Genomic DNA, 9,692 nt, shown 5'->3' on the forward strand with positions numbered 1-9,692 from the left:
ACTCGACCAGTGGCTCTCCAGGATTCATTGACCGAGAAATGCACTTTTGTCCGTCTCCACCTCGCCTGATCCTCCCGGACACCGCCGCGCGAACGCGAAAGTTCTTTCTCCCGTACGGCCCGCGCAACCGGGCGTTACAGAGCCCGCACCCGTGCGGGGAGGCGACCCGCGACCTCCCGCAGGGGATGCCACCTCGCATAATCGGGAGATGCGCGATCACAAGGGGATCCCCGAGTCGGCCCAGACCCTGGAGCGGGGACTCAGGCTGCTCCGGCTGCTCGCCGACGGCCATCGCGGGCGCACCCCCACCGAGCTGGCGCAGGAGCTGGAGCTGAGCCGCCCGATCGTCTACCGGCTGCTCACCACGCTGCAGAACGAGGGCTTCGCCCGGCGGGACGCCGAGGGACGCGCCCATCTCGGCTTCGGCGTCCTCGCGCTGGCCAGAGCCGTGCAGCCGCTGCTGCGGGCCGCCGCGCTCCCCGCCCTGCGCCGTCTCGCCGAGGAGACCGGGGCCACGGCCCACCTGACGGCGGCCGAGGGCGACGAGGGGCTGGCCATCGCCGTGGTGGAGCCGACGTGGACCGACATGCACGTGGCCTACCGCGAGGGCTCCCGCCACCCGCTCTCACGCGGGGCGGCGGGGCTCGCGATCCTGGCCCTGCGCGAGGGACGTACGGATTACCTGGTCACCGAGGGACAGCTCCAGGAGGGCGCGCGCGGCATCGCGGCCCCGCTGTCCGGCCTGCCCTGGCTGGAGGCCTCCGTGGGCATCGTGACGTTCGGCGCCATCGACGCCGCCATCCTCGGCCCCCGCGTCTCCGCCGCCGCCGCCGAGCTGGGGCGGGCCCTGGAGTGACCCGCTCACCCTGAGCGCCGTTCCTCTTCAGGAGCGCGCGGGCGTGAGATTGACATCGTTGCCCCGATGGCGGATCGTCGTACGTATAGAGGACAGTGCTGTCCGATATGCGTACACAGGAGGGCCGATGCCGTACTACCGCCTGGTCGGCGAGGTGCCGCGCAAACGGCATGTCCAGTTCAAGAAGCCCGATGGCGGGCTGTACGCGGAGGAGCTGATGGGCGAGGAGGGCTTCTCCTCTGACTCCTCACTGCTGTACCACCGCCACCTGCCCACCGCGATCGTCAAGGCGGAGGCCGTCGCCGAGGGCGCGCGAGCCGCTCTCTCGCCGAACCTCCCCCTGTCCCCGCGCCATTTCCGCACCCAGGATCTTCCCTCGGGAGGCGATCTGGTGACCGGCCGGCAGCCGCTGGCGGGCAACGCGGACGTCCGATTGTCGTACGCTTCGGCCGACCGGCCGAGCGAGCTCTACCGCGACTCCAAGGGCGACGAATGCGTCTACGTCGCGAGCGGCCGGGTGCGCTTCGAGTCCACGTACGGGGTGATCGAGGCCGGGGAGGGCGACTACGTCGTGATCCCCACCGGCACGATCCACCGCTGGGTGCCGCTCGACGGCACCACGGTGAGGGCGCTGGCCATCGAGGCGTCCGGCCACATCCGGCCCCCCAAGCGCTACCTGTCGCAGTACGGCCAGTTCCTTGAGCACGCGCCGTACTCCGAGCGCGACCTGCGGGCGCCCGCCGAGCCGCTGATCGTGGAGGACTCCGAGACGCCCGTCCTGGTCAGGACCCGAGGCGGCCTGACCCGGCTGACCTACGCGCACCACCCGTTCGACGTGGTCGGCTGGGACGGCTACCTGTACCCGTACGCCTTCAACATCGCCGACTTCGAGCCGATCGTGAAGCGCACCCACGCGCCGCCGCCGGTGCACCAGACCTTCGAGGGGCCGGGCTTCGTCATCTGCTCGTTCTGCCCCCGGCCGCTGGACTTCCATCCAGACGCCGTGCCGATCCCGTACAACCACCACAACGTCGACTCCGACGAGTTCATGTTCTACGCGGGCGGCGACTACACCGCGCGCAAGGGCTCGGGCATCGACGTCGGCTCCATCTCCCTGCATCCGGCCGGCTTCACGCACGGCCCGCAGCCGGGCGCCGTCGAGGCCGCCGTCGACGCCGTGCGGCGGGGCGTGACGGTCACCAGCGAGCTGGCCGTCATGGTCGACACCTTCCGGCCGCTCGATCTCGGCGACGCCGCGCTGTCCTGCGAGGACCCGGGGTACGCCTGGACGTGGGCCCGATGACCCATCCCGCCCCGAGCCCGCTGTTCGCCGCTCTCGTCGACGACGCCGGGCTGTTCCCGCCGGCGCTCCTGCCCATGTCCGACGGGGTCGCCCGGCACTACACCGACGAGGACGCGGGAAGCCCGGTGCTGTCCCACCGCTTTCTCTGCCCGGCGAGCCGCCTGCACGAGCTGCGCGCGACGCTGACCCGTCCCATCAGGGTGGGGCTCATCATCGACACGCCCGGCTTCCCCGGCCTCGACCGGCTCGGCGAGCTCCCCGGCATCGACGTCGAGCTGGTCGAGACGGCTCTGCCACCGGGGTCGAGCATCCAGGAGCTGGCCGGCCGGGTCCGTCCGGAGAACTCCGCCGCACGGCTCTTCGTCGAGGTCCCGCCCACCGAACTCCACGAGGTGCCGGACGGGGTGGGGCTGAAGGTCCGCTGCGGAGGGCTCACCCCTGAGCTCTTTCCCTCCACGCACGAGCTGGGCGCCTTCATCCGCACCTGCGTCGAGCGGGGCACGCCGTTCAAGGCGACCGCCGGCCTGCACCACGCGGTCCGCCACCCCGACCCGGGCCTCGGCGTCTACCGGCACGGCTTCCTCAACCTCCTGATGGCCGTGTGCGCGGCCGTCGAGGGCCGTGACCCGGCCCGGGTGCTTGAGATCATGGACAAGCGCGAGCTGGTGGCCCTGGCGCGGGCCGTGCCGTACGAGACCGCGCGCCGGGCCAGGGAGCTGCTCGTCTCCTACGGCTCGTGCAACACGCGCACGCCCATCGACGACCTGCGCACGCTCGGCCTCCTCGACGATCACCGCAGGCCGACGCTGTTCGTCAAGGAGGAGACCGTGATGACCAGCTGGGTACCCGGAGCCGACGCGTCCGCCTACACCGTGGCGAACCTCCCCTACGGCGTGTTCTCCCGCCCCGGGGAGTCTCCCCGCGCCTGCGCGCGCATCGGCGACCACGTGCTCGACCTCGCGCCCGTCCTGCACGACGAGGTGTTCGCCGGCGGCACCCTCAACGCCTTCATGGCGCGGGGCCGTACGGCCTGGCGGGACACCCGGCGCCGCATCCAGCGCCTGCTCTCGGCGGAGGCCAGGGAGGCGTCGGCGAACCGCGCGGCCACCGAGCCGCACCTCATCCCCCTGCGGCAGGTGCGGCTGCACATGCCGATCGAGATCGGCGACTACGTCGACTTCTACTGCTCGCTTGAGCACGCGACGAACCTCGGCCAGATGTTCCGGCCCGGCGAGAACCCCCTCAAGCCCAACTGGCGCCACCTGCCGGTCGGGTACCACGGCCGGTCGGGCACGGTCGTCGTCTCCGGCACCCCGATCACCCGTCCCCGGGGCCAGCGGGCTCCCGCGAACGGCGGCGTGCCGGTGTTCGGGCCGTCCGTGAAGCTCGACATCGAGGCCGAGCTGGGGTTCGTCGTCGGGACGCCGACCCGGTTCGGCGAGAGCGCCGGCGACCTCGCCGACCACGTCTTCGGGGTGACGCTGGTGAACGACTGGAGCGCCCGCGACATCCAGGCGTGGGAGTACGTCCCGCTCGGGCCGTTCCTCGGGAAGTCGTTCGCCACGTCGATCTCCGCGTGGATCACGCCGCTGGAGGCCCTCGAACAGGCCCGCGTCCCCGGCAGGGCGCAGGACCCCGAGCCCCTGAGCTACCTGGCCAGGCGGGAGCCGTGGGGCCTCGATCTCACCCTCGACGTGGAGCTCAACGGCGAGCCGATCTCCAGCCCGCCGTACCGGGAGATGTACTGGACGCCCGACCAGATGCTCGCCCACATGACCGTCAACGGCGCCCGCCTGCGCACGGGCGACCTGTTCGCCAGCGGCACGGTCTCCGGGGCCGAGGCGGGACAGCGGGGATCGCTCATCGAGATCAGCTGGAACGGCACCGAGACGATCAAGCTCTCCGACGGCCAGACGCGCTCCTTCCTGGAAGACGGCGACACGGTGAGGATCACCGCGACCGCGCCTGGCCCCGGCGGCACCTCCGTCGCGCTGGGCGAGGTGACGGGCACGATCCTTCCCTCACGCGACTGACCGCCTCCGCCGGGTCGGCCACCCGGTGTGCCCGCACCGCTACGTGACGGCAGTGTGGATGCCCTCGGGTGCCCTCACGCCGACGGGAGCTTGCCCTGCCGTACCCCAAAATTTAGGACTACGGTGGAGAACAAGGAACCACCGACGCCTGGAACGCGTTTCTCCTAATAGGGAGGGCCGGGGCAAATGGACTCATGGATCTTCTGGTTGATACTGGCGGCGGTGCTCGGCGTGGCGGAGCTTTTCACGCTCACCGCCGCGCTCGGACTGCTCGGCGCCTCCGCGCTTCTGACCGCTGTGGTCGCGGCGATCGGCCTGCCGACCGGCATCCAGCTCGCGGTGTTCATCCTCGCCTCGGTGTCCGGTCTCGCCGCCCTCCGACCCATCGCCCAGCGACATATCGCCCTCCCCCCCGTGCAACGGTTCGGCGTCGCCGCCCTGGTCGGGAAGTCCGCCTACGTCACCCGGGAGGTCACGGGCCTGAACGGCCGGGTACGCATCGGAGGAGAGGAGTGGTCGGCCCGCGCCTATGACGAATCTCTGGTGATCCCGGCGGGCGCGACTGTGGACGTCATTCAGATAGAGGGCGCGACCGCCCTCGTGTATCCCCGGGAGTAAGCATGGACGCCGCTTTGATCGCCGGAATCCTGATCGCACTGCTGGTGGTGTTCACCGTCCTGCGCTCGATCCGGATCGTCCCACAGGCGCGGGCGGGAAACGTCGAGCGCCTCGGGCGCTACTCCCGCACGCTCGGTCCCGGGCTGAACTTCCTGATCCCGTGGGTCGACCGCGTGAAGCCGCTCATCGACCTGCGCGAGCAGGTGGTGTCCTTCAAGCCCCAGCCGGTCATCACCGAGGACAACCTCGTCGTCGACATCGACACCGTGCTGTACTTCCAGGTCACCGACCCTCGCGCGGCGGCGTACGAGATCGCCAACTTCATCCAGGGCGTGGAACAGCTCACGGTCACGACCCTCCGGAACGTCGTCGGCGGCATGGACCTGGAGAAGACCCTGACCTCCCGCGACACCATCAACAGCCAGTTGCGCGGGGTGCTCGACGAGGCCACCGGCAAGTGGGGCATCCGGGTCAACCGGGTGGAGATCAAGGCCATCGACCCGCCCAAGAGCATCAAGGAGGCGATGGAGAAGCAGATGCGCGCCGAGCGGGACAAGCGCGCCGCGATCCTCACCGCCGAGGGCTTCCGCCAGTCGCAGATCCTCACCGCCGAGGGCGAGAAGCAGAGCGCGATCCTCCGGGCCGAGGGTGACCGCACCGCCGCGATCCTGAAGGCCGAGGGCCAGTCGCAGGCCATCGACGAGGTGTTCCAGGCGGTCCACCGCAACGACCCCGACCCACAGCTGCTCGCCTACCAGTACCTCCAGGTCCTCCCGCAGCTCGCCCAGGGCTCCGGCAACACCTTCTGGGTCATCCCGAGCGAGGTCACCTCCGCGCTGCAAGGGGTGTCCCGGGCGTTCACCGAGTCGCTGCCCCGGTCCGCCGCCACCCGCGAGGTCGTCGAGACGCACAGCTCGGCGAAGGAAGAGGCGGCCATCGCCGCCAAGGCCGCCGAGGACGCGATCGCCGACGCGGAGGAGTCGGGCCCGCGCAGGCTCGGCCCCGGCACCGCCGTCCCCGACCCTCTGTCCGGGCTCGGAAACGCGCGGCCCCAGACCGCCGAGGCCCTGAGAGAGCCCCGCCCCGACGAGTCCTGACCGCCGCTGGGGCCCGACCACCCGCTGGGGCCCGACCACCCGCCGGGGCCTGACCGCCGCCGGAGCCTGAGGTCAGCTTCGGCCGGTGGTGAGCAGGCCGGCGAAGCGCTGTACGCGTGACAGCTCGTCCCGCACCGGGTCGAGCACCATCTCCCTGCCCACCGTGTCCACGCTCGCCCACAGCGCCCGCCGCGCCCTGCGTGCCCTGCGCCTCGCGCCCAGGGCCGCCGCGGCCCGCGACAACAGGGCGACGAGCAGCCCGGCCAGCGCCCCTCCACCCAGCAGGACGGTGGGCCAGGGGACCTCGCCGAGCGTCGGCGTCGGCAGCTCGGGGAAGCGGAGGTATTCGAGCAGGAACAGCCCCGAGAGCCAGAGCACTCCGGCGAGCAGGGTGGCGAACAGCAGCCACTGGAGCAGGCCGACCGCCCGCCACCACCGGGGCCGCCTGCCGCTGCTCACCGACGTCACCGACACCGCGCGGTCGAGGCTCTCGGCCAGGTCGTCCGCCCGCGACCGCGCCGCGCGTCGTACGGCCACGGCCCACGGCTCGGGCAGACCGGCCGAGACGGCGGAGCCGACGTCCCTGATCGCCGTGCCCATCCGGGACCGCTGGACGGCCGTCGCGGGCGGGAGGGACGTACGCCCCGCGCCGCCGGGCTGGAGCGACGTGCCCTCTTCGGACGCCGTCCGGTCCGCGGGCGGGACGCCGAGGCGCAGGCGGCGCAGCGGGTCGGGCCGGAAGCGCCGCAGCCACCGGGTCACCGGCCAGCCGGTGGCCGCGACCGACCGGTGCCTGTGCGCCTTGGCGACCGCCTCCACCACGAGCGGTACGCCCGCCGCCTCCGCGAGCGCGGCCGTCAGCGGTCTGGCCAGCTCGTCCGACAGCGCCTCCCCGGCGGCACGGGCCCGCTTCTCCAGCTCGACCGTGGACGGCACCGCGCGGCTCCCCGATGCGGACGGCTCGTCGGCCGGGCCGCCCGACGACGCCGCCGCGAGCACGTCGGCGGCCGTGCCGGCGTCCGCCGCGAGCCGCGCGGCCCATGCGCGCCGGTCGGCGACGCGCTTGGCCAGCGTCGCGCGCAGGTCGGCGACCCCCACGTCCTTGGGCACGGAGGTGGCGACGACGGGCACGCCGGAAAGCCCGTCCTCGTCCAGCAGCCGCCGCAGGTCGCCCACGCAGCGGTCGGCCGCCGCCGGGGTGAGGCGGTCGGTCTGGTTCAGCACGACCAACATGACGTCCTGGTGTCTGCCGAGGGCACGCAGATACCGCTCGTGGACGGCCGCGTCGGCGTACTTCTGCGGGTCGAGCACCCACACCAGCAGGTCGACCACGGCTACCAGGCGGTCGACCTCCAGGCGATGGGCCAGCTCGATGGAGTCGTGGTCAGGCAGGTCCAGCAGGATCAGCCCGGAGAGCGAACCGTCGACGCCGTCGACGATGTGGCGGCGCGGGATCTCCAGCCAATCGAGAAGCGGCCCCGCCCCCTCGGGGTCCCACATCGCCGCCTGAGCCGTCGAGGTCGTCGGCCGGGTGACCCCGACCCCGGCGAGCGTGGTGCCCGACAGCGCGTTGAACAGCGACGACTTCCCGCTGCCCGTCGCCCCGGCGAGCGCCACGACCGTGTGGTCGACCGACAGGCTCCGCCGCGCCCCCGCGCGGGCGACCACCGCGCGGACCTCCGCGACCGCCCCCTCGTCGAGGCGGCCCTCGGCGAGGTCCGCCGCCTCCGCCAGCGCGGTGAGCCTGTCGTCCAGCGACACCGCGCCCGACCGCCGCAGCACCTTCACTGCCCGTCCACCCCGGCTTCCACGGCGGGGGCGTCGATCTCACCCCGGTGGTCCCGTACGGTCCGCGCCGCCTGCCTGAGAGAGGCTGACATGTCCTCGGGAGGTCCGACGCCTTCGAGCAGCGAGGTGAACCGGGACGCCTCCGCGTCGAGCACTTCGCGCACCCGTTGCCGGAGATCCTCGCGGGCCGCCTGGGTGAGCGTCCGTACGGCCTGGTCGCCGAAGACCGCCTCCAGGAGCTTCTGGCTCAGCACGCTCGTGCCTCCCGCGATGCCGACCTCGATGCCGGTGAGCCCCCCGGTGGCGGAGAAGACCATCAGCATGAGCAGCAGGCCGGCGCCGTTCACACTGAAGGAGGCCAGCCTGGCGGTGGTGCGCTTCTCGGCCCCTTCCTTGGCGACCAGGTCGAGCACGTACCCCTGCCAGGCCCGGACGGCCGAGGAGGCGCGTTCGGGAAGGGTCGCGGACGCGCGGCCGAGCCGCCCCGCCGAGACCGCGCCGGCCCGCTCGATGACGTCGCGGCCCGCCGGCATGCCGGACCAGGCCTCCAGCGTGCGCTCGGCGGCGGCGTCGGCCGATGACCGGATCAGCGCCTCGACCCCGGTCTCCAGGGCCACCCTGAGCTGGGTGTCGGGAGCGGGCCGCCCGGTGAACGCCGAGACGATGCGTTCGCGCAGCCAGCCGATGCGCGACTCCAGCGTGCGCATGAAATCACCGGTGCCGATGAAGTCCTGCCAGCGGGCCAGCACCTCGCCGCGCAGCAGCGAGCCGTCGCGTATTCCGTCGTCGAAGGTCGCCATGGCGGCCCCGTAGGCCGACTCGACGGTGACGCGCAGGTCGGCGAGCCCGGCCCGCTGCCGGTCGGCCTCGTCCGCGAGCGCCGGCACCCGGAGGGTGACGCTCTCCAGCGCTCCAGAGAGGGTCCTGCGCACGACCTGCGCCCGCGCCTGGGCGTCCGCCGCGATGGCGGCCAGCCAGTCGCGCACGCCCCGTACGGCCTCCTCGGGCAGGCGGGCGTTCTCCTCGGGAAGCACCACCTCAGGCACGCTGAACAGGGGCGTCCCGGCGAGGCCGTTGGCGTCGAGCAGGCGGTGCAGGTGCGCGCTAACAGGCTCCAGCGCCTCCGGCGGCACCCGGTCGAGGACCACCGCGAGGGCCGTGCTCCGCTCGCGGGCGCTGCGCAGGAAACCCCACGGGACCTCGTCGGCGTAGCGGGAGGCCGTGGTGACGAACAGCCAGAGGTCGGCCGCCGCGAGGAGCTGCGCCGCGATCTCGCGGTTGGCCGTGACGACGGAGTCGATGTCGGGGGCGTCCAGCAGGGCGAGCCCCGGAGGCAGGGTGGTGGCCGTGACGATCCGCAGGGTCCCCGGCTCGCCGCGACCGCGCCCGGTCGTCCTGGCCAGGCCGGGAAGGACGTTCTGCCGGGTGAACCACACCTCGTCGGCCGGGTTGGCGACGAGCGTGGGGGCGAGCGTCGTCGGGCGCAGCACTCCGGGCTCGGTGACGTCCGCGCTGGCCAGGGAGTTGACCAGCGTGGACTTACCCGCCCCCGTCGAGCCTCCGACGACGGCCAGCAGCGGAGCGTCCATGGCCGCGACGCGCGGCAGGAGGTAGTCGTCGAGCTGCCCTCTGAGCTCCTTGAGGGCACGACGGTGCGAAGCGACGTCACCGATCGCGAGGGGGAACAGATCGTGATCTAGCTGACGTCGCAGGGTCGTAAGGGCCACGAGCAGGCCATTGTTCCCCGCCATAAGACCCGTCATGCCCCCAGGGAGCCGAGGTATCCGCGGCCGGTGGAAATGGGCGGCTCGGAAACCCGTTCCGGACGAGGTCCCCGCGCCTGAAGAGGCGGATGCGACCGTTCGCCGCTACTCGAACCAGGCGGTGAGGCCGGGGTCCGGTTCGGGTCAGACATCCCTGGAGCTGGGCTGTCAAGCGGCAAAATCGTTCTGTCGGTGTGACCAGGCGGTTGCTTGGTCGTAGGGGGTGTGTGTTTT

7 protein-coding genes are annotated in these 9,692 nt (G+C 72.4%); 5 read left to right on the top strand and 2 right to left on the bottom strand.

All coding sequences use genetic code 11. From position 1 onward, the window contains the following. The first annotated feature begins 208 nt into the window (after positions 1-208). The 5 genes from ACGFIV_RS28890 to ACGFIV_RS28910 all read left to right on the top strand — a co-directional run bounded on the left by ACGFIV_RS28890 (position 209) and on the right by ACGFIV_RS28910 (position 5,907). Entirely contained in the window at positions 209-856 is a 648-nt protein-coding gene (locus ACGFIV_RS28890) for a helix-turn-helix domain-containing protein (RefSeq protein ID WP_358550112.1), read from the top strand. 127 nt (positions 857-983) lie between these two features. Beyond that, positions 984-2,159: a homogentisate 1,2-dioxygenase gene (locus ACGFIV_RS28895; RefSeq protein ID WP_392838223.1), complete on the top strand. Its 1,176-nt coding sequence runs from the start codon at positions 984-986 to the stop codon at positions 2,157-2,159. 830 nt (positions 2,160-2,989) lie between these two features. Continuing rightward, positions 2,990-4,192 (top strand): fumarylacetoacetase, encoded by a 1,203-nt coding sequence (gene fahA, locus ACGFIV_RS28900; protein ID WP_358550182.1) that lies wholly within the window; start codon positions 2,990-2,992, stop codon positions 4,190-4,192. 186 nt (positions 4,193-4,378) lie between these two features. Next, a complete protein-coding gene (locus tag ACGFIV_RS28905; protein WP_358550108.1) occupies positions 4,379-4,810 on the top strand; it encodes an NfeD family protein in 432 nt (143 codons plus the stop codon). A gap of 2 nt (positions 4,811-4,812) precedes the next feature. Continuing rightward, complete coding sequence (locus tag ACGFIV_RS28910) at positions 4,813-5,907, top strand: SPFH domain-containing protein (RefSeq protein ID WP_358550106.1); 1,095 nt, start codon at positions 4,813-4,815, stop codon at positions 5,905-5,907. 72 nt (positions 5,908-5,979) lie between these two features. Here the strand turns inward: ACGFIV_RS28910 and ACGFIV_RS28915 are convergent, their stop codons facing one another. Together ACGFIV_RS28915 and ACGFIV_RS28920 are read right to left on the bottom strand one after the other, a co-directional pair. After that, entirely contained in the window at positions 5,980-7,695 is a 1,716-nt protein-coding gene (locus tag ACGFIV_RS28915; protein ID WP_358550104.1) for a GTPase, read from the bottom strand. Then, positions 7,692-9,446, bottom strand: coding sequence for an ABC transporter (locus tag ACGFIV_RS28920; protein WP_392838224.1), 1,755 nt, complete (start codon positions 9,444-9,446; stop codon positions 7,692-7,694). The genes ACGFIV_RS28915 and ACGFIV_RS28920 overlap by 4 nt, the downstream gene beginning before the upstream one ends. Between the last annotated feature and the right edge of the window lie 246 nt (positions 9,447-9,692).

The sequence above is a fragment of the Sphaerisporangium sp. NPDC049003 genome (assembly GCF_043197795.1).
Classification (GTDB): domain Bacteria; phylum Actinomycetota; class Actinomycetes; order Streptosporangiales; family Streptosporangiaceae; genus Sphaerisporangium.

Coding starts and splice junctions, on each gene's coding strand:
- ACGFIV_RS28910 (WP_358550106.1), top strand. CDS start 4,813: ATGGACGCCGCTTTGATCGCCGGAATCCTGATCGCACTGCTGGTGGTG.
- fahA (WP_358550182.1), top strand. CDS start 2,990: ATGACCAGCTGGGTACCCGGAGCCGACGCGTCCGCCTACACCGTGGCG.
- ACGFIV_RS28920 (WP_392838224.1), bottom strand. CDS start 9,446: ATGGCGGGGAACAATGGCCTGCTCGTGGCCCTTACGACCCTGCGACGT.
- ACGFIV_RS28895 (WP_392838223.1), top strand. CDS start 984: ATGCCGTACTACCGCCTGGTCGGCGAGGTGCCGCGCAAACGGCATGTC.
- ACGFIV_RS28890 (WP_358550112.1), top strand. CDS start 209: ATGCGCGATCACAAGGGGATCCCCGAGTCGGCCCAGACCCTGGAGCGG.
- ACGFIV_RS28905 (WP_358550108.1), top strand. CDS start 4,379: ATGGACTCATGGATCTTCTGGTTGATACTGGCGGCGGTGCTCGGCGTG.